The 25,693-nt window shown below is 61.7% G+C and carries 17 protein-coding genes; 9 read left to right on the top strand and 8 right to left on the bottom strand.

Going from position 1 to position 25,693, the window contains the following annotated elements; all coding sequences use genetic code 11:
* Positions 1–23 precede the first annotated feature (23 nt).
* Entirely contained in the window at positions 24–1,220 is a 1,197-nt protein-coding gene (locus tag VJ651_RS18600) for a serine hydrolase domain-containing protein (RefSeq protein WP_324108866.1), read from the bottom strand.
* Between the two features lie 363 nt (positions 1,221–1,583).
* On the opposite strand from VJ651_RS18600, the gene VJ651_RS18595 reads away from it, so the two are divergent.
* Positions 1,584–3,446 carry a sigma-54-dependent Fis family transcriptional regulator gene (locus tag VJ651_RS18595; RefSeq protein WP_324108912.1) on the top strand — a complete coding sequence of 621 codons (1,863 nt, stop codon included), beginning with the start codon at positions 1,584–1,586 and terminating at the stop codon, positions 3,444–3,446.
* 11 nt (positions 3,447–3,457) lie between these two features.
* Here VJ651_RS18595 and VJ651_RS18590 read toward each other — a convergent pair whose 3' ends face one another.
* Positions 3,458–3,823 carry a DUF779 domain-containing protein gene (locus VJ651_RS18590; protein WP_324108865.1) on the bottom strand — a complete coding sequence of 122 codons (366 nt, stop codon included), beginning with the start codon at positions 3,821–3,823 and terminating at the stop codon, positions 3,458–3,460.
* Positions 3,824–3,895: 72 nt separating this feature from the next.
* Positions 3,896–5,416: an aldehyde dehydrogenase gene (adh, locus tag VJ651_RS18585; protein ID WP_324108864.1), complete on the bottom strand. Its 1,521-nt coding sequence runs from the start codon at positions 5,414–5,416 to the stop codon at positions 3,896–3,898.
* Between the two features lie 332 nt (positions 5,417–5,748).
* On the opposite strand from adh, the gene VJ651_RS18580 reads away from it, so the two are divergent.
* The 6 genes from VJ651_RS18580 (at position 5,749) to VJ651_RS18555 (ending at position 14,588) form a co-directional block, all read left to right on the top strand.
* Positions 5,749–6,516, top strand: a complete 768-nt coding sequence (locus tag VJ651_RS18580; RefSeq protein ID WP_414691356.1) for an ABC transporter ATP-binding protein — start codon at positions 5,749–5,751, stop codon at positions 6,514–6,516.
* Positions 6,510–8,885, top strand: a complete 2,376-nt coding sequence (locus tag VJ651_RS18575; RefSeq protein WP_324108863.1) for an ABC transporter permease — start codon at positions 6,510–6,512, stop codon at positions 8,883–8,885. Before VJ651_RS18580 ends, VJ651_RS18575 begins: the two co-directional genes overlap by 7 nt.
* 10 nt (positions 8,886–8,895) lie before the next feature.
* Complete coding sequence (locus VJ651_RS18570; RefSeq protein ID WP_324108862.1) at positions 8,896–10,116, top strand: efflux RND transporter periplasmic adaptor subunit; 1,221 nt, start codon at positions 8,896–8,898, stop codon at positions 10,114–10,116.
* A gap of 155 nt (positions 10,117–10,271) precedes the next feature.
* Positions 10,272–11,393, top strand: coding sequence for a GNAT family N-acetyltransferase (locus VJ651_RS18565; protein WP_324108861.1), 1,122 nt, complete (start codon positions 10,272–10,274; stop codon positions 11,391–11,393).
* 494 nt (positions 11,394–11,887) lie between these two features.
* Positions 11,888–12,130 (top strand): DUF2933 domain-containing protein, encoded by a 243-nt coding sequence (locus tag VJ651_RS18560; protein ID WP_324108860.1) that lies wholly within the window; start codon positions 11,888–11,890, stop codon positions 12,128–12,130.
* 85 nt (positions 12,131–12,215) lie between these two features.
* Positions 12,216–14,588: a heavy metal translocating P-type ATPase gene (locus VJ651_RS18555; protein WP_414691355.1), complete on the top strand. Its 2,373-nt coding sequence runs from the start codon at positions 12,216–12,218 to the stop codon at positions 14,586–14,588.
* A 30-nt stretch (positions 14,589–14,618) separates the two neighbouring features.
* Here VJ651_RS18555 and VJ651_RS18550 read toward each other — a convergent pair whose 3' ends face one another.
* The 3 genes from VJ651_RS18550 to VJ651_RS18540 form a co-directional block, all read right to left on the bottom strand.
* Positions 14,619–15,632: an FAD:protein FMN transferase gene (locus tag VJ651_RS18550; protein WP_324108859.1), complete on the bottom strand. Its 1,014-nt coding sequence runs from the start codon at positions 15,630–15,632 to the stop codon at positions 14,619–14,621.
* A 17-nt stretch (positions 15,633–15,649) separates the two neighbouring features.
* On the bottom strand, positions 15,650–17,755 hold the full coding sequence (locus VJ651_RS18545) for a 4Fe-4S binding protein (RefSeq protein ID WP_324108858.1): 2,106 nt from the start codon (positions 17,753–17,755) through the stop codon (positions 15,650–15,652).
* Positions 17,756–18,178: 423 nt separating this feature from the next.
* Positions 18,179–19,090, bottom strand: coding sequence for a serine hydrolase (locus VJ651_RS18540; protein WP_324108857.1), 912 nt, complete (start codon positions 19,088–19,090; stop codon positions 18,179–18,181).
* Between the two features lie 248 nt (positions 19,091–19,338).
* On the opposite strand from VJ651_RS18540, the gene VJ651_RS18535 reads away from it, so the two are divergent.
* Positions 19,339–20,292 carry a 2-dehydropantoate 2-reductase gene (locus VJ651_RS18535; protein WP_324108856.1) on the top strand — a complete coding sequence of 318 codons (954 nt, stop codon included), beginning with the start codon at positions 19,339–19,341 and terminating at the stop codon, positions 20,290–20,292.
* Between the two features lie 255 nt (positions 20,293–20,547).
* Positions 20,548–23,241, top strand: coding sequence for a calcium-translocating P-type ATPase, PMCA-type (locus VJ651_RS18530; protein WP_324108855.1), 2,694 nt, complete (start codon positions 20,548–20,550; stop codon positions 23,239–23,241).
* Here the strand turns inward: VJ651_RS18530 and VJ651_RS18525 are convergent.
* Positions 23,218–23,598 carry a DUF1850 domain-containing protein gene (locus VJ651_RS18525; RefSeq protein WP_324108854.1) on the bottom strand — a complete coding sequence of 127 codons (381 nt, stop codon included), beginning with the start codon at positions 23,596–23,598 and terminating at the stop codon, positions 23,218–23,220. The genes VJ651_RS18530 and VJ651_RS18525 overlap by 24 nt on opposite strands.
* Positions 23,595–25,676 (bottom strand): TRAP transporter permease, encoded by a 2,082-nt coding sequence (locus tag VJ651_RS18520; RefSeq protein WP_324108853.1) that lies wholly within the window; start codon positions 25,674–25,676, stop codon positions 23,595–23,597. The genes VJ651_RS18525 and VJ651_RS18520 overlap by 4 nt, the downstream gene beginning before the upstream one ends.
* Positions 25,677–25,693: the final 17 nt, after the last annotated feature.

Genomic DNA, 25,693 nt, shown 5'->3' with positions numbered 1-25,693 from the left:
GTTGTGAGGCCGAGCTTGCGTCCTTATTCGAGCGCCGCGTACACCAGATTTCGGAACAGTTGCCGATAATGGGTGCGCTGTTCCGGCGCCTGCATCAGGTAGATCGCGAGCAGGTTCTCGCGCGGGTCGATCCAGAAATAAGTGCCGGCCAGACCGCTCCAGGTGAAGTCGCCGACCGAACCCGGCATGAAGGCATTGCCTTCGGAGGTGCGCACCGCGAAGCCGAGACCGAAACCGTAGCCTGCACCCGGCAGATAGCTCGCGCCGTTTTTCGCATGCGGCAGTTCGGCGAGATGGTCGCTCGCCATGTAGCGCAGCATCTTGCGCGACAGGATGCGCACGCCGTCCAGTTCGCCTTCGTTCTGCAGCATTTGCGCAAAGCGCAGGTAGTCGTGCAGAGTCGACATCATGCCACCGCCGCCCGAGAGAAAATTCGGACGCCGGCGCGGCTGGTTCAGTTTGACCGACGTCCCGGCGACCGGATCGATCGCGAACGGTTCCGCGATCCGGTGATGCTGGTCGGGCTCCACCCAGAAACCGGTCTCATGCATGCCGAGCGGCTTCAGAATGCGCTCGGCGAGGAATTCATCCAGCGACATGCCTGACAAGCGTTCCAGCAGCACGCCCAGTACATCGGTTGCATGGCTGTACTCCCACACCGTGCCCGGTTGATACGCCAGCGGCAATTGCGCGAGTGTCCTGATGAATTCATCGCTGGTCGCGCGCGGACTGCCGAGGCCGGCATTGCGGTATTCCTCCTTCACCAGCGATTCGCCGAAGATGCCGTAGGTCAGCCCGGAGGTGTGACGCATCAGATCCTGCACGGTCATCGGCTGCAGCGTCGGTGTCAGCTCCAGAATGCGCTTGCCTTTCGCATCCAGCGTTTCAACCCCGACCTTCAGATTCCGCAGTTCGGGGATGTGCATCGAGACCGGATCGCTCAACAGCAACCGGCCCTGCTCCACCAGCATCATGATGCCGACCGAAACGATCGGCTTGGTCATGGAATAGATGCGGAAGATCGTGTCGAGCGCCATCGGCGCACCCGTCGAAGGGTCTTGCACGCCGAGCGCCTGTTCGTAGGCAATCTTTCCGTTGCGGGCGATCAGCATGATCGCACCGGGAATGAGTTTGGCATCGACGTCAGCCTGAATACGCTTGCTGATTGTTTCGAGGCGAGGCGCGGAAAACCCTGCGCGGTCTGAAGTACTGGTGTTCATTGTGATGGATTCCTGGGGTCGTCTCCACGCGCGGAACATGCGCATCGGCAATGATGCGGCGGTGAACTGAACGGTCGTTTTATTTGCAATCAATCATACCGTTGCGCAGCGTCGACGGTCAATTCGAAACAGTCTGAAACGTGTGTCAAATTGGAGCACATGCACGTCAGAATACGGTGATAGACTGATTCTCAAGACAGAATCAATCCCTGATAGATTGACGGTGGTGGAGACATGATGAAACAGCACTCGAATGACAAGCTTCTCGAGGGAGGTCAGCATCTCGTCCTCCCTCCCGCTTGCGGCTTGCCGCAAAAACAACATATCGGAGATGGCACGGATCCTGCCCATCTCTTGTCCACGATGATCCAGAATTCCCATCAGCGCTCCGCTGCGTACGGGCTCGCACCCAATGCGAAACCGGACTTCAGTCCTGTCTGCCGCACCGAGCTTTCGCAAGCGGTCGAGCAGAACCGTGTGCTGCACACTTATGCGCTGCCGGTGATGGAAACGCTCTACGAGCAGATCGTCAACACGCACAACATGGTCATCCTGACCGATTCGACTGGCCTGATCGTGCATTCGATCGGCGATGCCGATTTTCTGGAAAAGGCGAACCGCGTGGCGTTGCAGCCGGGCGCGGCCTGGTCGGAACAAAGCAAGGGTACCAATGCCATCGGCACCGCCATCGCGGAACGCGCGCCGGCGCTGGTGCATGCGGATCAGCACTTTCTCACCGCCAATCATTTCCTGACCTGCTCGGCGGCACCGATTTTTGATCATCAAGGCAAGGTGATCGGCGTGCTCGATGTCAGCGGTGACCAGCACAGCTTCCACAAGCACACCATGGCACTGGTGCGCATGTCGGCGCAGATGATCGAGAACCAGCTGTTCTCCGCCGCATTTCAGGACGTGATTACCCTGCACTTCCACAGCCGCCCGGAGTTCATCGGCACACTGATGGAAGGCATCGCCTCCTTTACGCCGGGCGGCCGCTTCCTGTCGGCCAACCGCAGCGGCCTGTTCCAGCTCGGCTTGTCGCTGGCGGCACTGAAGGCGCACACCTTCAGCTCGCTGTTCGGCTTGCCGGTGTCCGCGCTGTTCGATCACTACCGCACCGCCGCTCCCGGCTTGCTGAACATGTGCCTGCACAGCGGCGTACGCGTGTATGGGCGCGCCGAGTTGCGCCTGTCGAACAGCTACTTCCAGACCGAACCGAGGTCTGCGCAGGAAGGCGGAACGGAGCGCCCGCGCCACGTTGTCGACACGCCGCAGCAATCGCGCCGCCTGTCCAGCCTGCGCTACCTGAACACCGGCGATCCGCAGATCGCAAACGTGATCGACAAGGTCGGCAAAGTGATCGGGCGCGATATTCCCATCCTGATCATGGGCGAGACCGGCACCGGCAAGGAATTGCTGGCACAAGCCATTCACAACGATTCGCCGCGCGCGGGCAACCCCTTCGTCGCGGTCAACTGCGCATCGATACCGGAGACGCTGATCGAGTCGGAACTGTTCGGCTATGAAGACGGCGCCTTTACCGGCGCGCGCAAGAAAGGCAGCATCGGCAAGATCCTGCAGGCCAATGGCGGCTCGCTGTTCCTGGACGAGATTGGCGACATGCCGCTCGGCTTGCAGGCGCGGCTGCTGCGCGTGCTGCAGGAACGCATGGTGACGCCGCTGGGCAGCACCAAATCGATTCCGGTCAACGTCGCGGTAATCTGCGCGACCAATCGCAATTTGCGCGACCAGATCGCGAAGAGCGCTTTCCGCGAAGACCTGTACTACCGGCTCAATGGACTGGTCGTGAAACTGCCGCCGCTGCGCGAGCGCACCGACCTGGAAATCGTGATTCAGAAAATGCTGGCGGTCGAATCGAATGGCGAGCATTACACGGTGTCGCCGGACATCATGCAGATGTTCAAGCAGCACAACTGGCCGGGAAATTTCCGTCAGTTGACCAATCTGCTGCGCACCGCCATCGTGATGGCGGGCGACGAACGCGAGATCCGGCGCGAACACATGCCGGATGATTTTCTCGATGATGTGGGCGAGGCACACACCAGCACAACATCCGCGGCGCCGGGACGCGCACGCCTCGCGGACGCCGAGGTATCCCTGATCCGCAGCACGCTGGCCGCGCACGACGGCAACGTCTCGGCGGCGGCGAAGACGCTTGGCGTGTCGCGCAATACCATTTACCGCAAGCTGAACATGCGCGGCTAAGGATTCGCCGTTCAGGCTCCCAGGGCCTGGCACTCCTCATCCGTAAACAGGCGCGAACGCGTGAGAAAGCGCTTGCCGGTTCCATTGTCGAGCGAGAACATGCCGCCGTTGCCGTCCACCACGTCGATGATGAGTTGCGTATGCCTCCAGTATTCGAACTGCTCGCTGCCCATGTAGAACGGCGCATCGACAATCGTGCCCAGAAAGACATCCGAATCGCTCACATCGAAATCGCCCAGCGCGTAGCACATCGGCGCGCTGCCGTCGCAGCAACCGCCGGATTGAAAGAACATCAGGGGGCCGTGCTCTTCGCGAAGCGCAGTGATGAATGCCGTTGCCGCTTCGGTGGCGATCACGCGTGGAATGGTTTGCTGCATCGTTGTTCCTCGCACATACGTGGATAATCGCCGGTAAAGCGGGCGCACCCGCTTTACCGTTTACTGCAACGCTCAGAAGAAGCCGAGCGCCTTCGGGCTGTAGCTCACCAGCAGGTTCTTGGTTTGCTGATAGTGATCCAGCATCATCTTGTGCGTCTCGCGACCGATACCGGACTGCTTGTAGCCGCCGAATGCTGCGTGCGCCGGATACAGGTGGTAGCAGTTGGTCCACACGCGGCCAGCCTGAATGGCGCGGCCCATGCGGAAGGCGCGCGCACCATCACGGGTCCACAAGCCGGCCCCGAGTCCGTACAGCGTGTCGTTGGCGATTGCCAGCGCGTCCTCTTCATCCTTGAAGGTCGTGACCGATACCACCGGCCCGAAGATTTCTTCCTGGAAGATGCGCATCTTGTTGTGACCGGCGAAGATCGTCGGCTTCACATAGTAGCCGCCGGCGAGGTCGCCGCCGAGCTTGTTCTGCTCGCCGCCGATCAGCACCTTGGCGCCTTCCTGGCGACCGATGTCGAGGTAGGACAGGATCTTTTCCATCTGTTCCTGCGAAGCCTGGGCACCGATCATGGTCGTGCTGTCGAGCGGGTTGCCCTGCTTGATGGCGGCCACGCGCTTGACGGCGCGTTCCATGAACTTGTCGTAGATCGATTCCTGGATCAGCACGCGCGACGGGCAGGTGCACACTTCACCCTGGTTCAGCGCGAACATGGCGAAGCCTTCGAGGCACTTGTCGAAGTAGTCGTCGTCCTTGTCCATCACGTCGGCAAAGAAGATGTTGGGCGACTTGCCGCCGAGTTCCAGCGTGACGGGAATGATGTTCTGCGCAGCGTATTGCATGATCAGGCGGCCGGTGCCGGTTTCGCCGGTGAATGCGATCTTGGCGATGCGCTTGTTGCTGGCGAGCGGCTTGCCGGCTTCCAGGCCGAAGCCGTTGACGATGTTCAGCACGCCGGGCGGCAACAGGTCCTGGATCAGCTCGGCCAGCACCAGGATCGAAACCGGTGTCTGTTCGGCCGGCTTCAGCACGATGCAGTTGCCCGCGGCCAATGCCGGAGCGACCTTCCATGCCGCCATCAGGATCGGGAAGTTCCAGGGGATGATCTGACCGACCACGCCCAGCGGCTCATGGTAATGATAGGCATAGGTTTCCGCATCGATCGGCGACACGGAGCCTTCCTGTGCGCGGATGCAGCCGGCGAAATAGCGGAAATGGTCGATGGCCAGCGGAATGTCGGCGGCCATGGTTTCGCGGATCGGCTTGCCGTTGTCGATGGTTTCCGCGGTTGCCAGCAATTGCAGGTTGGCTTCCATGCGGTCCGCGATCTTGTTCAGGATGTTGGCGCGTTCGGTTTGCGAGGTCTTGCCCCAGGCCGTCTTTGCCGCGTGCGCAGCGTCGAGTGCAAGTTCGATGTCTTCCGCCGTCGAACGGGCGACTTCGCAGAATGCCTGGCCGATGATCGGGCTGATGTTCTCGAAATATTGGCCGCCTACCGGCGCGACGAACTTGCCGCCGATGAAGTTGTCGTAACGCTGCTTGTACGGATTCTTGATACCAAGTTTGCTGATGTCGGCCAGATTCATGTCTTCCTCCTAAGTGATGATGGGTCGCTGTTTGTGACAATGGGTGCTCCAGGCACGTGAAGCATTGCGCAATCGGCGTGCCAGCCGATGCAATTCGCGCTCGCGCAGGGCGTCTTCCCTAGGAAAAAGGCCCTGCCGATCGGGAATGCGGCACTGCGCACGGCGGCACGATGCAGGACCGGTGTTCCGTCATGGAGCAGATTGCGAACATGCACTGCTCCAATTCGTATCACCCGCCCTGCGCGAAGCATTTGGCTGCCGTTGACCTACATCAATAAAATATGGAGCTGCAGCGATTACGGTAGTGCGCATCACCGTCGGAACCCTCTTCCATGCCTGCGCAACCGCTTCCCGCAGCGCGCGATGCAGCGCCGCCGCCCTCACCGCCTGCCGAGCGTCAGCCGGTGTTCATCCTGCGTGGCCTGGCCCGGACCTACACCATGGGCGAGGTCGAGGTCGTCGCGCTCAAGGACGTCGACCTTGATCTGTATCAGGGAGAGTTCGTGGTGATTCTCGGCGCATCCGGCAGCGGCAAATCCACCCTGCTCAACATTCTGGGCGGCATGGATACGCCGAGCGCGGGGACGATCCGCTATCTCGACCATGAGCTGACCAATGCCGGCGATGCGGCGCTGACGAGCTTCCGGCGCGAGCACGTCGGCTTCGTGTTCCAGTTCTATAACCTGATCCCCAGCCTGACCGCGCGCGAGAACGTGCAACTGGTGACGGAAATCAGCGAGCATCCGATGGACCCGGTCGAGGCCTTGAAGCTGGTCGGCCTGGGCGACCGCGTCGATCATTTCCCGGCGCAGCTCTCCGGCGGCGAACAGCAGCGCGTCGCCATCGCCCGCGCAATTGCCAAGCAGCCCGACATCCTGTTGTGCGATGAGCCGACAGGCGCGCTGGATTTCCGCACCGGCAAGCTCGTGCTTGAGGTGCTCGATCACATCAACCGCGTGCTGGGCACCACCGTTGCCGTCATCACCCATAACGCCGCGATCGCGGGCATGGCGGACCGGGTCATCTACATCAGCAGCGGTCACATCACGCGGATGGAAAGCAATGCGCATCGCATTTCCCCGGCGGAGATCGAATGGTGAGTTTTCCCCTGCATCCGATGGACCTGAAGCTGCTGCGCGACGTCTGGCGCATGCGCGGCCAGGCTTTGGCGATTGCACTGGTTGCCATGTGCGGCATCGCCACGCTGGTGACGATGCGCGGCTCTTACGAAGCGCTGCTCTCGGCGCAGGCCTCGTATTACGAGCACTACCGTTTCGCCGATGTGTTCGTTTCGGTGAAGAACGCGCCGCTGACCGTGCTCGACCGCGTGCGTGAAATCCCCGGCATCAATGAGGCCGATGGCCGCGTGGCCTTCGATGCATCGCTCGATGTGCCGGGCCTCGACGAGCCGGCGGCCGGCCTGCTGGTGTCCCTGCCCGAACGTCCGGGCAGCGGACTGAACCGTGTGCATTTGCGCACCGGCCGCCTGCCCGAGGCGGGAAGCCTGTACGAAGTGCTGATCAGCGAGGCGTTTTCCCAGGCAAACCGCTTGCTGCCCGGCGACAGCCTGAGTGCGGTCATCAACGGGCGCAAGGAGCGCCTGCATATTGTCGGCATTGCGATTTCTCCTGAATTCCTGAATGAAATCCGGGGCAACAGCTTTCCGGACAACCGCCGATTCGGCGTGCTGTGGATGGCGCGCGAAGCCCTGGCCGGCGCGCTGAACATGCGCGACAGCTTCAACGACCTGGCGGTCATCCTGGCACCGCATGCCAGCGAGCAGCGGGTCATCGACGAGCTGGACAAGCTGCTGGCACCGTACGGATCGCTGGGCGCGTACGGGCGCAAGGATCAGGTGTCGCACAGTTTCATCGACAGCGAGCTGACGCAGGTGCGGGTCAGCGGCAGCATCATTCCCGGCATTTTCCTTGGGGTCGCCGCCTTCCTGATTCACAACGTGCTGCTGCGGATCACGTCCTTGCAGCGCGCGCAGATTGCCCTGCTCAAGAGCTTCGGCTACGGCAGCGTGTCGGTGGCCATGCATTACCTGAAGTTCGCGCTGCTGACGGTGATGATCGGCGCCGTGCTCGGGATTGCGCTCGGGGAATGGCTGGGCAACGGCCTGGCGGAACTGTATGCGCGCTTCTATCATTTCCCGAGCATGAATTTTGTCCTGTCCGGCTTCGCGATCAGTGTCTCGCTCGTGGTTACCGCGCTGTCGGCCTTTGTCGGCGCGGCGCTTGCCGTGGCACGCGTGGTGAGGATGGCGCCCGCCGAGGCCATGCGGCCAGAGGCCCCGGCGCACTTCCGCCCCGGTCCGCTGGAGCGGCTTGGCCTGCAACGCTTCATGCCCCTTACGGTGCGCATCATCATGCGCAACCTGGAACGCAACCCCGCCAAGGCCCTGCTCTCGATACTCGGCCTGGCACTGGCGGTATCGCTCATGATCGTCGGTCAGTACACCTTCGACGCGCTGGATGAAATCATCCGCATCCAGTTCCGCACCGCGCAGCGCGATGACGTGACGGTGGCATTCAACGAAGTGCGCGACATGTCGGCGGCGCACAATCTGGCGTCGCTGCCGGGCGTGCTGCGCGTGGAGCCCTACAACAGCACACCCGTGAAAATGCGGTTCCGGCATCGGGTCAAGAAAACGGCCGTCATCGGGTTGGGGCCGACGCGGAACCTGCGCATGGTGCTGGACGAACAGGAGCGCCCGGTCGATCTGCCGCAGGAAGGCGTCGTCCTGTCGAAAAAACTTGCCGAGACGCTGAGGGTCAGGCCCGGCGACGTCTTGAGCGTCGAAGTGATGACGGGGCAGCGGCAAACCATTTCCCTGCCCTTGGCGAAGATCGTGGATGAGCCGATCGGCACCTTTGCCTACATGGACAACGCTGCCCTGGCCAGGGCCCTGTCGGAGCCTGAGACCATCACTGGCGCCTTCATCGCGGTCGATCCGAAATATCAGAGCGCGCTCTACCGCACCCTCAAGTCGATCCCGGCCGTTCGCAGCATCAACCTGCGGGAAGCCACCCTGCAGAGCTTCCTTGGGACCATCGCGGAAAACATGCGCATGAACACCATCGTGATCGTCGTGTTCGCCTGCGTCATCGCACTTGGCGTGGTGTACAACTCGGCGCGCATCGCCCTGTCGGAGCATGCCGTCGAGCTGGCCAGCCTGCGCATCCTCGGCTTTACGAGGGCCGAAGTCGCGCGCATGCTGCTGGGCGAACAAGGCTTGCTGACCCTGGTAGCGGTTCCGCTGGGATGCCTGCTCGGCTATGGCTTGTCGGCGCTGCTGTCGGAATTGCTGAGCCAGGATCTGTTCCGCATTCCGCTTGTCATCAGCACACGCACCTTCCTGCTTTCGATCGGTGTCGTCCTGCTGTCGGCGACGGCATCGGGTTACCTGGTGTGGCGCAAGGTGCACAAGCTTGATTTGATCGAAGTACTCAAGACACGTGAATAAACCATCGAACATGGATAGCCATACAGAAACGAAGAATGTCAGGAGCGTGAAGAAAGCCTCCCGCCGGTGGGCGCTCGGCGTGCTTGGCCTTGCTGCCGCCGTCCTGGTCGGGTGGTACTTGTTCGCGCCCGAACCGCTGGTCGTGGAAATCGCCGCCGTCGAGTCCGGGCCGCTGCAGGTGACGGTGAACAACCAGGGCCAGGTGCGTGTCCATGACAAGTATGTAGTCGCAGCGCCGGTTGCGGCCGAGATCGCGCGCATCGAATTGCACGACGGCGATCCGGTCGCGCAAGGCCAGGAGGTCGCCACGCTGAGCCCCTTGCCCATGGATGAGCGGCAAAGGCGGGAAGCCGTCGCGCGGCTGGACGCGGCGAAGGCGCTGGCGCGGGAGGCCGCGCTGCGCGCCGAACGGGCGCAGACCGACATGCAGTTCGCCATCAATGAGCGAGCCCGGGTCGAGCGCCTGGTCAACGACAATTTCGTTTCCCCCCAGGCTGTCGAGAAAGCCCTGACTGCCGAACGCACTAGCCGCGCCGAGTGGGATGCCGCCAAATCCCGCCAGCAGGCGGCTGCAGCCGATGTCAAGGCGGCGGAGGCCGCCCTGCTGGCGGACGAGCGCCCGAGCAAGAGCGGCAAGCGCGAGCTCCGGCTGACGGCGCCGGTCGGCGGCTATGTACTGAAAGTCCACGAAAAAAGCGAACGAACAATCAACGCCGGATCGCCCCTGGTCACCATCGGCGACCCGACGCGCTACGAAGTCGTGGTGGACGTGCTCTCCACCGATGCCGTGAAAATCCATGCCGGCGATCTCATGCTGCTCGAAGGCTGGGGCGGCGGCAAGTCCTTGCGCGCCCGCGTGCGGCTGGTCGAGCCGGTCGCCTTCACCAAGGTTTCCGCCCTCGGCGTCGAAGAACAGCGCGTGAACATCGTCGCGGATCCGGTCGACCCGCTCGGGCCGCTGGGGGACGGTTATCGCATCGAGGCGCGCATCGTCATCTGGCAGGGCGACAAGGTGACCAAGCTGCCGGCCAGCAGTCTGTTCCGCGTCGGCGAGGAGTGGCATGTGTTCGTGGTCGAGAATGGCCGGGCGAAGGAGCGCGCGGTGAAGGTCGGCCAGCGCAATCAAGACGAGGCGCAAATCCTGTCCGGCCTCGCACCCGGAGCGCAGGTGATTCGCTATCCGAGCAACCAGCTCAGCGACGGCGCGCGAGTCGCCGCCGCCGGCGGCTGAATCGTCGGAACCCGAGCCCCGATATCGCGCGGCAATTCCATTTGAGCACACACAATAAACCGGCGGAAAGCGCGGCGGCGCCCTGAACTTTCAACATTTCTGTTCGTCCATCCAGAAAACACAGTGCATCGCACGACCGGACGATCAGGAGACACATGGACCGCGAAAACATCAACGAGAAGGTCAGCATCACCCTCTACGAACAGTCCATCCCGCCCTTCATCGAATCAGAGCTGACCACGCTCTACGCACACATCTATTCTTCGCTGGCGCAGTTCACCGTCTACGGCAACGTCGATCCCGGTACCTATACCTATGTGGCGCAGATAAACGACAAGACCGTCGCGGTACTGGTGTTTCGCGTCAAAGGGCGCATGGCCCAGGTGCTGAACGAGCAGATCTGGCTTGATACAGGCGAAGTCGATCGCTTCGTGCGCTACCTGTTCGACAGCTTTCCGGAAGTCGATGTCGTCAGCTTCGGCGCGCTGCGCAGCGACCTGAAGCGCTTGGCGTATCCCATTCAGCGTTTTTATCGCACCGAGGACATCGTCGTCAGCCTTCCAGCCACGGAGGAGGACTATCTTGGCATGCTGGGCAAGGCGACACGCAAGAACATCAAGAAGCACAGCAACCGCATCAAGCGCAGCTATCCGTCGCTCACCTGCTCCGTCTACCCGAACGACGAGGTGACCGAGCAGCATGTGCGCGAGGTGATTGCCTTGAATCGTGCGCGCATGCGGCTGAAGAACAAGGTCTCCGAGATCGACGAGGATGAAACGCTGCGCCTGACCCGTCTCATGCAACTGTGCGGCATTGCCTTCATCATGCGCATCGACGGCAAGGTCGTCGCCGGATCGATTTGCAGCCGCGTCGGCGGCAACGTCTTCATGCACATCAGTGCGCACAATCCGGAGTACGACGACTTCCGGCTCGGCACGCTGTGCTGTTACCTCACCATCTGCGAAGCGATTCGCCGCGGCGCCAGGGAATTGCATTTCATGTGGGGCCGTTTCGACTACAAGTACGCATTCCTCGGCGTCAGGAATGATTACGACGAGCTGACGGTCTACCGTTCGCGCGTCGCCATGCTGCGCCACGCCCGCAGCGCGCTCAAGATCGCATTCGAAGGACACCGCAGGGCGCTGAAATTCCGGTTGCTCGATATCGCCGACCGGCAGGAGCATGACAATGCCGGTGCTCGCTGGGTGTCGCGCATCCTGAATGCGGTCCGTGATCTGAAGCAAACCCGTTTCGGCCCGATCGCTGATGGAAGTTGACTCGCCACTGCCCGCAGCATGCCCGCGGACTCCCAGGTCCTGAAACCGAGGTTGGGACCGGCCGCGCGATATTGCATGCGCTCCTGACCTGCTTCCATCGAGCTTGCTCCAGAAAAACTACTCAGTCACGTTCACTTCCCGAAATTCATCCTTGACCTTCCCATCGTGGGAGGGCCTAGCCTGAAAGTATAGAGTCGCAAATACCTCGAGGAGTACGGACATGCATGAGTTTCAGGTGGAAAAGATGAAGTGTGGCGATTGCGCTGGCGAGAAACTGAGCGCACCAGCGAAATGAAAAAACAAATAGCTATCAAAGCCATATCCGTAATTTTTGACCTGGGTCATTCACTTTAAGGAGTCCGCTTCCTACGATGGACTGACGACGAAGGTAAATTGCAGTATCGCCTGCGGGCACTGAACGCGTACTGAGCGCCTGGGTCATCTGCTCTCCATCTGCCGGGTTTCCAACGGCGCATGCAGAAAAGGAGTCGACCATGGACCGCATCGAACAACACGAGCACACAAGGCAAGGTTGCCGCCGGAGTAGCTGGGCATTGGCGGGTTTCCTTGCTGTCGCTTCATTCTTTTTATGGGCCGAGCACCGCGCGCACTTGCTCGGCGTCCTTCCATACCTTCTGCTCCTGGCTTGCCCGCTCATGCATCTGTTCCATCACGGTCATGGGCATGGCAACACTACCGGGGCGAACAACACAAGGCAGAACGAAAACCGCCGGTAAATCCCGGCATTCATTCCCGCCTGGCCGCGCAAAGAGATTGCATAAGGTCATCATCCAAAACTGAAAAAGACGATTGGATTTCGACATGGACGAACGAACTCCCCATCATCATGAGCATCATCCCGGCCATGGCAGTACAGGCGCAATGGTGCAAGACATGGAAAAACCCTTCACCGACCCGGTATGCGGCATGAAGGTGGCGGCCAGTCCGGACAAGACGATCGACTATGCCGGCACGGCCTATCATTTCTGCAGTGCCAAGTGCATGGACAAATTCCGCGCAGATCCGCAGGCCTATGTCAAACCGAGCGCGCCGGAGCCGGCACAGGCTATGCCGGAGGGCACGGTGTACACCTGCCCGATGCATCCCGAGATCCGGCAAAATGCTCCCGGCAACTGCCCGATCTGCGGCATGACGCTGGAACCGGTGATGCCCTCACTCGAGGAAGAAGAGAATCCGGAACTGGTCGATTTCAGGAGAAGGTTCTGGTGGACCTTGCCGCTGACGGTCATCGTCACGGTCCTGGCCATGGCCGGGCATCGGATCTTCTCAGGCGGCTTGCCCAACCAAAGCTGGATTGAACTTCTGATCAGCACCCCGGTGGTTCTGTGGGCCGGCTGGCCGTTCTTCACACGAGGCGTTCAATCTCTCAAAAATCGCAGCCCGAACATGTGGACGCTGATCGGCACCGGCGTGGCGGCGGCATACGGCTACAGCGTCGTGGCAACCGTCGCTCCGGGCCTGTTCCCGCAGACATTCGTCATGCATGGCCGCATCGGAGTCTATTTCGAAGCTGCGGCGGTCATCATTTCACTCACGCTGCTGGGCCAGATACTGGAACTGAAGGCGCGCTCCCAGACTTCCGCTGCCATCAAGTCGCTGCTCGGTCTGGCGCCCAAGACGGCGCGCCGGATCAATGCCGACGGAACGGAACAAGACGTGCCGCTCGCGCATGTCCACATCGATGACATGCTGCGCGTTCGGCCCGGCGAAAAAGTCCCGGTGGACGGCGAAGTGCTGGAAGGCGAAAGTTCGCTGGATGAATCGATGCTGACCGGCGAGCCGGTGCCGGTAACGAAGCGTGTCGGCGACAAACTGATTGGCGCGACCATCAATACCAGCGGCAGCCTGATCATGCGTGCGCAAAAAGTCGGCTCCCAGACCGTACTCTCGCAGATCGTGCAAATGGTCGCCAATGCGCAGCGCTCGCGTGCACCGATGCAACGGCTGGCAGACGTTGTCGCCGGCTACTTCGTTTTGGCGGTGGTGGCGATAGCCGTCCTGACGCTGCTCGGATGGGGCTTCTTTGGACCGCAGCCAAGCTGGGTCTATGGCTTTGTCAATGCAGTGGCCGTGCTGATCATTGCATGCCCGTGCGCGCTCGGGCTGGCCACGCCGATGTCCATCATGGCTGCCACCGGCCGCGCGGCGACGCAAGGCATTTTGTTCCGCGACGCGGCGGCAATCGAGGGCATGCGCAAGGTGACCACGCTGATCGTCGACAAAACCGGAACGCTGACCGAAGGCAAGCCCGCGTTTGACCGCGTGGTGCCCGCGTCAGGCTTTACCGCACAGGATGTACTGCAGATCGCCGCCAGCATCGACCAGGGAAGCGAACATCCGCTGGCGCATGCGATCGTGGACGAAGCGCGCAAGCGCGGGCTGGCGCTGGACAAGCCGGAGGCTTTTGAGTCCGCCAGCGGCATCGGCGTACGCGGTGTGGTTGCCGGTCGTCGCATTGCGCTCGGCAACACGGCGTTGATGGACACCGAAAAAGTCGACTGGCATGTCCTGGTGTCGCAGGCAGAAGAACTACGCAACGAAGGCGCCAGCGTGATGTATCTCGCGGCCGACGGGCGTCTGGCGGGCCTGATCGCCGTATCCGACCCGGTGAAAGCCACCACGCCGGAGGCCTTGAAGACCCTGAGGGACGCGGGCTTGACGGTCGTGATGGCAACCGGCGACGGTGTCACCACCGCAAGATCGGTTGCGAAGCGGCTCGGCATCGACGAGGTGTACGGCGAGGTCAAGCCGCAGGACAAGCTGCAACTGGTCGAGCGTCTGCAGAATGAAGGCAAGGTGGTCGCGATGGCCGGCGACGGCATCAACGACGCGCCGGCGCTGGCCAAGTCCAACGTCGGCATTGCGATGGGCACCGGTACCGACGTCGCGATCAATAGCGCCCATGTGACTCTCGTGAAGGGTGACCTGCGGGCGATTGCACGCGCGCGCACCCTGTCGGTGGATACGGTACGCAACATGCGTCAAAACCTCGGTTTCGCATTCATCTACAACTCGCTGGGGATTCCGCTGGCCGCCGGCCTGCTGTATCCGTTCACCGGCCAGTTGTTGTCGCCCATGATTGCCGCACTCGCGATGAGCTTGAGTTCGGTGTCGGTCATCACCAACGCACTGCGCCTGCGCGGCGCGACGGCCATCATCGAAAAGGCGTCCTGAGATTCAATGCGGTGACACGCACGCCTTTGCTCAGGCCGACGGAAAGCCCGGCGATTGCCATCGCGCGCCGGCCTTATCGATCAGCATTGCATCCACGTTTTCCAGGCTCGCCACCAGCTTCATCGCTTTTGCCTTGCCCATCACCATCAGTGCGGTCGAAAGGCCGTCCGCGATGATTCCGGTCGGCGCAAGGACCGTCACGCTCGCCAGTTCGGACGGCGATTTCCCGGTGCGCGGATCGAAGATGTGATGCTGCGCATAATCCGCGCTGAAATGCGTTTCGTAATCGCCCGATGTGGCCACGCAACGTCCGTCCATGCGAAATGCCTGCGGCATCGGCTCGCGCTTGCGCGGATCCTGCACCGCCAGCAGCCATGGCCGGGAGTGGTCGCGCGATCCGATCGCGCCGTACTCGCCGGTATCCAGTAATGCGTGCCCGATGCCGCGCTCGCGCACCCTTGCCAGCGCAAGATCGGTTGCGAAACCCTGCGCGATGCCGTTCAGGGTAATGGCCATGCCGGGATGCAGCAATTGGACCCGCTTTCCGTCGAACGCCAGATGTTGCCAGCCGACGAACGCGCGGGCATGATCGATCCGTGCATCATTCGGCAGGCCGCCCTCCTTCTCGGCCTGCTCATAGGTTCGCCAGAGCGGTTGCACCGTCACGTCGAACGCGCCATCGGTCAGCACCGACAAGTCCCGCGCTGCTTTCAGCACAGTGAGCAGATAGGGATGCGGCCGCTCCAGGGTGCCGCCGGCGTTCAGCGTGAATACCTGGCTTGCCTTGCGATGGATGCTCATCACCGCATCCACCTTCTTCGCTTCGGCGAACGCATCCTCGATCGCCAGGTTCGCCTGTCGTTCATCGTCATGCAGCAGTTGTACCGAGATGGTGGTGCCGAAGGCGAGATCGAAGCCGCGATAAAGACGTTCGCCGGACTCGCCCGGACTCCCCCTGAGCACGGTTCCCGGCAAGGCATGGTTGTCGATGATCTTCCAGCCGGCAGCCAGCGCCGCCGTGCCGAGCCCGACTGAGGCAACCATGAACTTTCTACGCCGCATCATGCTTCCTTTCTATCTGCAACCTGGATGGGAATGGTGCGCCTGCGCTTGGCTTCCATGATCAGCGGCGCGCACTGTTCGTCGCTTCGATAAATCACGACGCATTCCATGCACTGGAAACAGTCGTCATAACGAATGCTGCCGTCCTGTTCGATCGCCTGGTATTGGCAGCGATGCCGACATGTCTGGCATGGCGTTCCGCATTCCGCGCGGCGTGGCAGCCAGCGCCAGAGGCGTACACGCCCGAACAGAGCGAGGCCGGCGCCCAGCGGGCACAAGTAGCGGCAGAACATCTTGTAGACCATCATATTGGCCATCAGCAGGGCGAGCGCATACAGTACAAAGGGCCATGAGCGCTGAAAAACCAGCGTCACCGCCGTCTTGAACGGCTCGATTTCCACTGCCTTGTCGGTCACCGCCGGCGCCAGCAGCGCGCTGACCACGATCCCGGCGAAGACTATGTATTTGATCCACTTGAGCCGCGCGCCCATATCCGCCCGGATTCTGATCGTCGGAATGCTGAGCCAGGCGCCCGCCCTGGCAATCCCCTCCTGCAGCGCGCCGAACGGGCACAACCAGCCGCAGAAGGTGCCGCGTCCCCAGATGAACAGGGAGATCGCCACCGCCCCCCACAGAATCACCGTCGGCGGGTCAAACAACAGGAAGCCGAGGCTGCGTCCCTCCCTGAGCGCCTGCACGACGCTGGTGATGTTCACGATCGAAAGCTGGCCCTGCGCATACCAGCCGATGAAGAACACGGTGAACAGCAGGTAAGCGCGCCGGAACCACGTGAAACGTCTTGCATTCGCGGTCAGGGATCTTTGCTTGGCAAGCGCAATGAACAAGACGGCGATGCCGACCACGATGACGGCAAGTTCCCACCAGCGCTGCTTCCAGATGCCGACCCAGGACGTGCTGTCCGGTGCGGCGGGTATGAAGAAGCGCTCGGGTAACTGGTAGGCGAGCTTGAAGTCCTTCCTGATGCGCTCCGGGTAGATCATGCCTTTGAGGCGAGTTACGTTGAGCGAGAACTCCAGCGGCAGCGCCGGGTCGAGCCCGGTCTGGCTGATGACTCGGAATACCTTGACGGTATCGCCGCGCGCCGCGATTCCGTCGGGTAGAGAGAGATCAAGATTGAGGTCGCGCATTTCCAGCGGCAGCCCGCCCTGCGTCAATGCCAGCCGTTCCGACACCGCGCCCGGCACGAAATCATCCGGCACGACACTGTATGTGCCATGCGAAATCACGAGAAACGCATGGTCGCCCTCTTCCAGCCTGCCTTTCAATTTATTCCACTGACTGGGACCCAACAGGCTGCGCCCGATGCTCGGCACGCTAAGCCAGGCGACCTGCAGGTCGATAAACGTGTCGGCCGGAGACGCCAGCGCTTGCGGATCGATGCCGCCAGCAGGCGTTCCCGCGAATCGCTGCTCCACCTCCGCGTTTTTCAGGAGCATGTGCTTCAGCAATCCGGCTTTCAGCATGCCGTCGATGTCGAGCGACTCAAACACATCCGATCGAATTCGCGCTACCCGGTCGGGATCGCCCTTCCCCGAAAAACCCAGCTTGCCGCGCGCCACCTTGAGCGCGGCCGACAAGATGCTCTGGTTCAGGATGCGGACCGACGCGGTCGCCTTCGTGACACCGTCGATATGCACGTTGGCGCTGTCGCGGCGATCCTGCTGCCGCTGCGTTCCGGTGTCGATCGAAATGTTCCGCATCAGCGACAGGCCGCGGTACTGGCTGACGAACTTGAACAACGGCGCTTCCCCCAGTCCGTCGAGAAAAACCGGCTCATGGTGGGACAGCACCTGCACGTCCAGAAAATTGCCCTGGTGATCGAGCGCCACCAGCAGATTCATCAGCACACCGGAAAAACCGGGAATCGGCGCCAGATCGATCGATTCGAACACATAACCGACCAGCTCGTTGGACGTCGCGTTCTGCTTGAACACGGGCCATACCGGCAGCGCCGCGTCCTTCTGCCCCACGATGTAGGGCGACGGAAACCGTCGGACCAACTCGTCATGCGTCAGAACGCCGGCCAAAGCCGATGCCGCACCTGCTGCAAGCAGAATCAGGCCTGCCAGGAATGCACGCAGCATGACTGCACACTCTCTTCCACAGGCCTTGAAAACCAAAACGCTTTCATGGCGGTCTCCAATCGGTTTTTATGTCGCCGTCGAGGATGATGGCGCGATGTGTGCGTCCGGGCGGCCGCCACCGGTGGTCTGAAGGGATGGATGGACTGCGCGCCCGGAGCACCGAGCTGTCATGGCAATTGCCATGCCAAGCCGGCACAGCGTGAGAGGCCTCGACGAAGACAGGCCGAAAGCCGCCTCCCTGCGGGCGTCCAATCGCTATCGATGTGGGGCGAGGTCGGCAGGCGTCGTGCCATATTCTTGAACAGATGAACAACAGCTGCGCCAATCTGACACAGCCCGGTCATCGCTTGAGCGTATCGCTGCGCCCCCTGCAGACGAAAAAAAGCCCGGCAAGCCGGGCTTTTCGCTATACGGAACACCGTATCAGACGGTGCCGTGCTTCTTGTGCTTCTTGATGCTGCCCTTGGTCTTGATGAGCATGATGCCCGACTTTCCGCTCCGGCTCTTGTGCGCAACACGGCGCGGCGCGGCCTTCGCGGCGTACAGCGGTTCACCATTGACGTAGCGCTGGATGTTGACCGCATCCATCATGCGCGCGGCGCTTGCCTTGGCGTTCAGCAGAACGAGGACCACATGCTTGCCGGCGGATTGGAAACGCATCACGAGGCAACGGCCCGCCTCCTGCGTGAAGCCGGTCTTGGACAGCAGGATATTCCAGCCGTCGCTGCCGACCAGGCGGTTGGTATTGTGGTAGTGGACCGAACGTCCGTTCATGTCGATCAGGTCCTCCGTGCCGGTGGTGAGCCGGCCGATTTCCGGATAGGTCGAAGCGGCTGTCGCCATCTTCAGCAGATCGGCCGCGGTGGAACGGTTATGCGGCGACAGGCCGGTCGGTTCTTCGATGTTGGTCTGGCGCATGCCGAGCGTCGCGAGTTTCTCCCTGACGGCGGAGACAAATGCCGGCATGCCGCCCGGGTAGGTGCGTGCCAGCGCATGTGCCGCGCGATTGTCGCTCGACATCAAGGCCAGTTCGAGGACAGCCTGGCGCGGCAGGGCTGCGCCCACCGGCACGCGCGACGAACTGTTCTTGAGCGTATCGACGTCGCTCTCGTCGATGGTGATCATTTCATTCATGTCCGGCTTGGCATCGAGCACGACCATCGCGGTCATCAGCTTGGTCAGAGAGGCAATGGGCACCACGTCGTGCGCATTCTTCTCGAACAGCACCGTGCCGGAATCCTCTTCGAACACGAGCGCATGCTGCGAACTCAACGGCAGGGCGAAGGCAGACGCTGCGGAACTGAGCAGCAGCGCCAAAAGGGTTTTCTTGAGCATACGAAAGGCGAATTTAAAAGAGGTTGTTCTTCGGCATCAATCATAGCCGGTTTATCGCAGGCAACGTTTGCGAATTGCAAAAGGATGACAAAAAATTTTTTGCTTGTTGCGAAGCAGTCTTGACCGGATTTCAAGATGCGCCGGGCGCCAGTGCCGGCCCCGGCGAACGCCGCTTTCCGGATCGCCTTACAATTCCTGCTTTGCCGGACCCTTGCGGCCGGCGCCATTCATCCAGGAGCGAGTGCGAAGTGACTGCTGCTACAGAGGCAAAGAAGCGGGTTCTGATCATCGGCGCCGGCGCGATCGGCAGTTTTTACGGTGCGGCACTGCAGGCGGGCGGCGCCGATGTCGCCGTGGTATGCCGTTCGGAGCTTGAGGTCGTGCGCGAACAGGGTTATGAAATTGACAGCGACAGCCTTGGAAAGCGGTGTTTCCGGCCCTCCCAGACCTTGCGCGAGGTGTCGGATTATCAAGGCGGGCCGCCGGATTACCTGGTGGTCTGCGTCAAGGTGGTGGACGGGACCGATCGCGTCGCCCTGATGGGCAATGCAGTGGGGCCGGACACCGTGATCGTGCTAATCGAAAACGGCATCGAGATCGAAGCAGAGATCGCGCAGGCCTTTTCCCGCAATGAACTGATCAGCGCCCTCGCCTTCGTGCAGGTCAGCCGCATCGCGCCCGGCAAGGTGAAACACTTCGCCTTCGGCGGTCTGAGCTTCGGCAATTATCCGTCGGGCTTGAGCGACCGTGCGCGGCAATTGGGCAAGCTCCTTGAACGCGGCGGCATTGCCTGCACGCTGACGGAAGACGTGATCACCGCGCGCTGGAAGAAATGCGTGTGGAATGCGGTGTTCAACCCGATTTCCGTCCTCGGCGGCGTCCTCGACACCGGCCACATCCTGCATGCGGAAGGCGGCGAAGCCTTCGTGCGGCGCGCGATGGAGGAAGTGGCCGCCGTCGCGGCCGCCACCGGCCATCCCTTGTCGGACTCGCTGATCGGCAAGCTCCTCGACGGAACGCGCGATGCGCCGCTCTACAAGACCAGCATGGCACTCGATTTTGAAAACGGCCGACCGATGGAAGTGGAAGCCATTCTCGGCAACGCCGTGCGGGCCGGGCGCCGTGAAAATGTCGACATTCCCGTGCTGGAAAGCCTGTATGCCCTGATGAAGATGGTGCAACTCAAATCCGGGAAACACTGAGGCAAGACCGGGGCCTCCTGCCGCGTGCGCTGCGAAACGGGCTTGTCGTTGTAATTTGATAACATTTGACTCACATGCGGGCGCGGTTTAAATGCGTCCACTCGTACACAAACCCTCTCGTGAGAATGCTGGCCGCCTTGACGCAAGTCATATGAATCCGCCACCTTGAACGGTAGCGTATAGAACATCTTTCCGGCATTCGCCTCGCCTGATGTACGAGCAATCTCCTCAATGCCTATGTCCTCAATGAATGCAATGGCTGCACCAAGTCCCGCCGCGGACAAACATAAAGCAACCGCCTGGCATGCCTTGAGCGTGGAAGACGTCGCGCAACAGATCGGTGTTTCGCTGGGAACAGGACTTCCTCAGAATCAGGCTGCGGAACGTCTGCAGACCTGCGGCGCCAATCTCATCCGCGAAGCGCCACCGCGCCCGATCTGGCGCATGTTCATCGATCAGTTCGCCGACTTCATGATCCTGGTCCTGATGGCGGCGGCGATCATTTCAGGCGTGATCGGCGAAGTGAAGGACACGCTCGCCATCGTGGTGATCGTACTGCTCAATGCCGTCATCGGGTTCGCGCAGGAAGTGCGCGCCGAACGGGCCATGGCTGCCCTGAAAAAAATGGCCGCGACCAGTGCCACGGTGCTGCGCGGCGGCGAGCGTGCCACGGTTCCGGCCGACGAACTGGTACCCGGCGATGTCGTCATGCTGGAGGCGGGAAACGTCGTGCCGGCGGATCTGCGTCTGGTCGAGGCGGTGCGCCTGAAAATCGACGAGGCGCTGCTGACCGGCGAGGCCAGTACGGTGGAAAAGCACGTCAGGATAATGCAGCAGCCGGATGTGCCGCTGGGCGACCGTGTCAACATGGCCTTCAAGGGCGCCACCGCCACCTACGGCCGGGGCAGCGGCATCGTGGTCGCCACCGGCATGCAAACCGAACTGGGCAAGATCGCGCGCCTGATGGAGTCCGGCGGAGAACTCAAGACGCCCCTGCAAAAACGCCTGGCCGCATTCGGGCAGCGGCTGGGCCTGGCTGTGCTCGCGATCTGCGCCATCATTTTTGTGGTCGGCCTGATGCGCGGCGAGGCGATGGTGCTGATGTTTCTGACTGCCGTCAGCCTGGCCGTCGCCGCCATTCCGGAAGCCCTGCCGGCGGTCGTCACCATCTCGCTCGCGCTCGGCGCGCGCAAGATGGTCCAGCAGAATGCATTGATGCGACGCCTGCCCGCGGTGGAAACCCTCGGCTCGGTCACCTACATCTGCTCCGACAAGACCGGCACTCTCACCCAGAACCGGATGCGGGTGGAAGAGCTGTGCACCGCCACCACCGTCTCGCACAAGTGGAACGACGTGCCGGCCCAGGAACCCTGGAACAGCATGTTCGCCGCATTGGCGCTGTCCAACGATGCCAGCCGCGACCGGCTCGACAATGTCACCGGCGACCCGACCGAAGTTGCACTCTACCTGGCCGCATTCGAGGCGGGTCACGACAAGGCGGAACTGGAGACCACCGCCGCGCGGGTGTTCGAACTGCCCTTCGATTCCGACCGCAAGCGCATGACCACGCTGCACCGGCACCGCAATGCCTTCATCGCCTACACCAAGGGCGCGCCGGAATGCGTGCTTCCGCTCTGCAACTCGGCGCTGGGGCCGCATGGCGAAGAGAGTTTCGAGCGTGAAGCGATTCTTGCCGCGGCGGACCATATGGCCAGGCGCGGCTTGCGCGTGCTGGCGATTGCACGCCGACACTGGTCTGATATCCCTGAGGGTCAGGACCATGCCGTCATTGAAACCGGCCTGGTATTCATCGGCCTGGTCGGCCTGATCGATCCGCCGCGCCCGGAGGCGAAGGAAGCCGTGCACTTGTGCAAAACGGCGGGAATCACGCCGGTAATGATCACCGGCGACCATGCTGCCACCGCACTGGCAATCGCACGCCAGCTCGGCATTGCCGGGAACAAGGACAGCGTGGTCACTGGAGCGCAGCTGGCTGCCATGAACGACGAGGTATTCAGGTCCAAGGTGGCTCACATCCGCGTCTATGCACGGGTCGATCCGGCGCAGAAGATCCGCATTGTGGAAGCACTGCAAGCGCGTGGCGAATTTGTGGCGATGACCGGCGACGGTGTCAACGATGCACCGGCATTGAAGCGCGCCAATATCGGCGTGGCGATGGGCAAAGGCGGCACCGATGTCGCTCGCGAAGCATCCAGCCTGGTGCTGCTCGACGATAACTTCGCCACCATTGTCGGCGCAGTACGCGAGGGGCGGCGCATCTTCGACAACATCCGCAAGTTCATCCGATTCGCCATGACCGGCAATTCGGCGGAAATCTGGGTAATCTTCCTCGCGCCATTCTTCACCTTGCCGATCCCCCTGCTGCCGATTCACATCCTGTGGATCAACCTCCTGACCGACGGTCTGCCCGGCCTCGCGCTGGCATCCGAGCCGGCGGAAAAAGGCGTGATGGAACGCCCGCCGCGCCCGCCGCAGGAAAGCATTTTTGCGCACGGCATGTGGCAACACATCATCTGGGTCGGGCTGACCATCGCGGCAGTGTCGCTGTTCGCCCAGGCGTGGGCGATTCACACCGGATCGGCACACTGGCAGACGATGGTATTTACGGTTTTGACCCTGTCGCAGATGACCCATGTCCTGGCCATCCGCTCGGAAAGACTGTCCCTGTTCAAGCAGGGCCTGTTCTCGAATCTGCCCTTGCTGGGTGCGGTCACGCTGACCTTCGTGCTGCAGCTCGCGACCATTTACGTGCCGGTCTTGAATCCGATCTTCAGCACGCAGCCATTGACGCTCGGAGAACTGGCGTTTTGCCTGGCGCTGTCAATGATTGTGTTCGTCGTGGTCGAACTGGAGAAACTGCTGCTGCGCAAGGGCCTGCTCTATGGGGAACCGGCCACTGATGCATCAGGGAAGGTCGCAGGGAAATAGCTCGAGCACGGGCGCCTTTTCCACCGGACCAGCGATGTCCTTCATGGGGCGGCATCGTCCGTCCCAGCACATTTCGTAGTCAGCGACATAGCTCGAACGCGCCAACTGCACGCGCGGCAGCGGCGGCAGCGCGGGACGGTAATGCCACACACCGTCCTTCAGAACTGCACCTTCGGGCGGCTCCATACCGGCCCCGTGGCCTCGAACGCGCGCCTCCACCAGTTGCAGGCGCTGGTCGACGATCCGGTAATCCTCTTCCCAGCGGATTTTCTCGATCGAATGCGTCCACGCCAGCGTGAAGCTTTGCAAAGGCAGCGCCACCGACAAGGCGGCGGCTGCCAGACAGAGTCCGCTCACGCCAGTGCAAGCCTGCGCTTTTGCCAGACGTGCCACCCGAAAAATGCGATCGTCATCGCAAATCCGATCTCGTCGGTGAGCGGCACGGCGGCAACCAGCATCAGCGCCGCAATGGCCGAGATGATGCGCTCAACCGGTTTCAGCGGCGTGAGCAGGAAGCCCACGGCAGCTGCGCCCCACAGCGTGATCGCCAGCAAAGCCTTGACGACGACATAGACCACCGCCGGCACCGTCCACTGACCTTGCAGCATCAGGGCCGGATCGTAGACTGCCATGTAGGGAATGACGAAACCTGCAATCGCAATCTGCGTCGCCTTGAAGCCGATTTTCATCGGCGAATCTTTCGCAATCGAGGCAGCGGCAAACGCAGCCAGCGCAACCGGCGGCGTCAGGTCGGCCATGATGCCGAAATAGAACACGAACATATGGCTGACGATCAGCGGCACACCGAGCTTGAGCAGGGCGGGCGCGGCGATCGAGCTGGTGATGATGTAGTTCGGAATGGTCGGAATGCCCATGCCGAGCACCAGGCACACCAGCATCGTCAACACCAGCGACAGGAACAGGCTGGTTTCGCCGACTTGCAGGATGAAGCCCGCAAAACTGGATGCCGCGCCGGTCAGCGTCAGCACACCGATGATGACGCCCACGATCGCGCAGGCGATCCCCACCGGCAGCGCCTGCTTGGCGCCATCGACCAGGCTCATCTTGATGGTGTGAAGCGTCTCCCTGCCGCCCTTCACCTTCAGGCAGCCAAGCGCGAGCACGGCAATGACCGCCAGCACCGGGTAGATGCCCCATTTGGTAAAGGTCGCTGCGGCGAGACCGACCGCGACCCAGAACACGTAACGGAATGCCATCTTCGACAGGCTTGCCGCAATGGAGGCGCCGAGGATCAGGATCGCGGTCAACGCCAATCCGGTCATGCCCGCGAACATCGGCGTGAAGCCGTGGAACAGCATGCCCACCAAAGCGGCCAGCGGCAGTACCAGATACCAGCTCTCTTTCAGCGCGCGCCACGGATTCGGGCATTGGTCCTTCGGCAAGCCCGACAATCCCGCCCGGCCCGCTTCGAGGTGCACCATCCAGAACGCGGTGCAGTAATAGAGGATGGCGGGAATGACCGCCGCCTTCACGATCTCGACATAAGGCACATTCAGCGTCTCGGCCATGATGAAAGCGACCGCCCCCATGACCGGCGGCATGATCTGGCCGCCCATGGACGCCGTCGCTTCCACCGCGCCGGCGAATACCGAGGTATAGCCGAAGCGCTTCATCAGCGGAATCGTGAACTGGCCGACCGTCAGCACGTTCGCCACGCCCGAACCGGAGATGGTGCCCATGAAGCCGGAAGAAATCACCGCGACCTTCGCCGGTCCGCCCTTGGCCTGGCCGACCAGTCCCAGTGCGAGGGAGTTGAAAAGATTGATCATGCCCGCGTGCTCAAGGAAGGCACCGAACAGGATGAACAGGAAAATGTAGGTTGCCGACACCATGGTCGGAATGCCGAAGATGCCTTCCGTACCGGTATACAACTGCCCGACGATCTGGTCGAAGCCGTAGCCGCGATGGGCGAGCACGCCGGGCAGATATTGTCCGAACATGCCATACGCAAGGAAGGTTCCGCACACGATGGGCAGCGCGGGGCCGAGGATGCGGCGTGCCGCCTCGAACACCATCACCACCATGATCGTGCCGACCACCATGTCCGCAGCACTCGGGTCGCCCGCTCGCACGATCAGGTCCGCCTCAAAGATCCAGTGATAGAACGACAGCGCGAAGCCTGTGATGGCAAACAACCAGTCGTACCATGCAACTTGCGACAGCTTGGAACCCTTGAAAGCCGGGTACAGCAGAAAGATCAGCGGCAGCAGGAAGCCCACATGCAAGGACCGGATCACCAGGCTGGATAGCGGCGAGAAGGCTGCAACAATGAGCTGGTAGGTCGAAAACAGCAGCGAAAAGGCAACGATGAGTTTCAGCGTCTTGCCGCCGAGCTTGCGCTGGACACCGTGTTCCTGGAATTCTTCGGCGTCAGCGGGCACGTGCCCATGCGCATGAAGATCGAGATCGGACATGTACATCTCCTTGGGTG

The sequence above is a fragment of the Noviherbaspirillum sp. genome (assembly GCF_035254865.1).
Taxonomy (GTDB): domain Bacteria; phylum Pseudomonadota; class Gammaproteobacteria; order Burkholderiales; family Burkholderiaceae_D; genus Noviherbaspirillum.
The sequence above is the reverse complement of the archived record's forward strand: the minus strand, read 5'-3'. Positions and strand labels throughout refer to the sequence as shown.

Bases quoted from the DNA above. Each gene is read 5' to 3' on its own strand.
- VJ651_RS18600 (WP_324108866.1), bottom strand. From the start codon at position 1,220: ATGAACACCAGTACTTCAGACCGCGCAGGGTTTTCCGCGCCTCGCCTC.
- VJ651_RS18595 (WP_324108912.1), top strand. From the start codon at position 1,584: ATGATCCAGAATTCCCATCAGCGCTCCGCTGCGTACGGGCTCGCACCC.
- VJ651_RS18590 (WP_324108865.1), bottom strand. From the start codon at position 3,823: ATGCAGCAAACCATTCCACGCGTGATCGCCACCGAAGCGGCAACGGCA.
- adh (WP_324108864.1), bottom strand. From the start codon at position 5,416: ATGAATCTGGCCGACATCAGCAAACTTGGTATCAAGAATCCGTACAAG.
- VJ651_RS18580 (WP_414691356.1), top strand. From the start codon at position 5,749: ATGCCTGCGCAACCGCTTCCCGCAGCGCGCGATGCAGCGCCGCCGCCC.
- VJ651_RS18575 (WP_324108863.1), top strand. From the start codon at position 6,510: ATGGTGAGTTTTCCCCTGCATCCGATGGACCTGAAGCTGCTGCGCGAC.
- VJ651_RS18570 (WP_324108862.1), top strand. From the start codon at position 8,896: ATGGATAGCCATACAGAAACGAAGAATGTCAGGAGCGTGAAGAAAGCC.
- VJ651_RS18565 (WP_324108861.1), top strand. From the start codon at position 10,272: ATGGACCGCGAAAACATCAACGAGAAGGTCAGCATCACCCTCTACGAA.
- VJ651_RS18560 (WP_324108860.1), top strand. From the start codon at position 11,888: ATGGACCGCATCGAACAACACGAGCACACAAGGCAAGGTTGCCGCCGG.
- VJ651_RS18555 (WP_414691355.1), top strand. From the start codon at position 12,216: ATGGACGAACGAACTCCCCATCATCATGAGCATCATCCCGGCCATGGC.
- VJ651_RS18550 (WP_324108859.1), bottom strand. From the start codon at position 15,632: ATGGTTGCCTCAGTCGGGCTCGGCACGGCGGCGCTGGCTGCCGGCTGG.
- VJ651_RS18545 (WP_324108858.1), bottom strand. From the start codon at position 17,755: ATGCTGCGTGCATTCCTGGCAGGCCTGATTCTGCTTGCAGCAGGTGCG.
- VJ651_RS18540 (WP_324108857.1), bottom strand. From the start codon at position 19,090: ATGCTCAAGAAAACCCTTTTGGCGCTGCTGCTCAGTTCCGCAGCGTCT.
- VJ651_RS18530 (WP_324108855.1), top strand. From the start codon at position 20,548: ATGGCTGCACCAAGTCCCGCCGCGGACAAACATAAAGCAACCGCCTGG.
- VJ651_RS18520 (WP_324108853.1), bottom strand. From the start codon at position 25,676: ATGTCCGATCTCGATCTTCATGCGCATGGGCACGTGCCCGCTGACGCC.